The sequence below is a fragment of the Pseudomonas sp. PS02290 genome, from assembly GCF_029960075.1.
In the GTDB taxonomy this organism is placed as follows: Bacteria; Pseudomonadota; Gammaproteobacteria; order Pseudomonadales; family Pseudomonadaceae; genus Aquipseudomonas.
In genome coordinates, this window is sequence record NZ_JASCOY010000258.1 from 1 (window position 1) to 254 (window position 254).

Here is a 254-nt window from a genome sequence, read left to right on the forward strand (position 1 = left end):
ATCTGCCCGATCATCGAGGCACTGATCAGAGAGTAATGCCTGGCGGGTGAGCTGGAGATCGGAAAGCCCCTTTACGGTGGGATTCAGAGCTTACGTTGGTTTTTGGTTCCATTGCTCCCCAAACCCCAGCTTCTGCTCGGCGAGCACACGCGCTTCGTCGCAGTGAGCGCCGTCATCCAGCCTCAACAGTCCGGCCACTTCATCGAGGCTAAAGCCCAGTCGTTGCGCGGATTTCACGAATTTCACCCGTGCGA

The 254-nt window shown here is 57.5% G+C and carries 1 pseudogene; it reads right to left on the reverse strand.

Annotated features, from left to right (window positions below):
• Positions 1 to 126: 126 nt before the first annotated feature.
• Positions 127 to 254, reverse strand: a pseudogene (locus QMX88_RS29415) (MerR family DNA-binding protein); the annotation flags it as partial.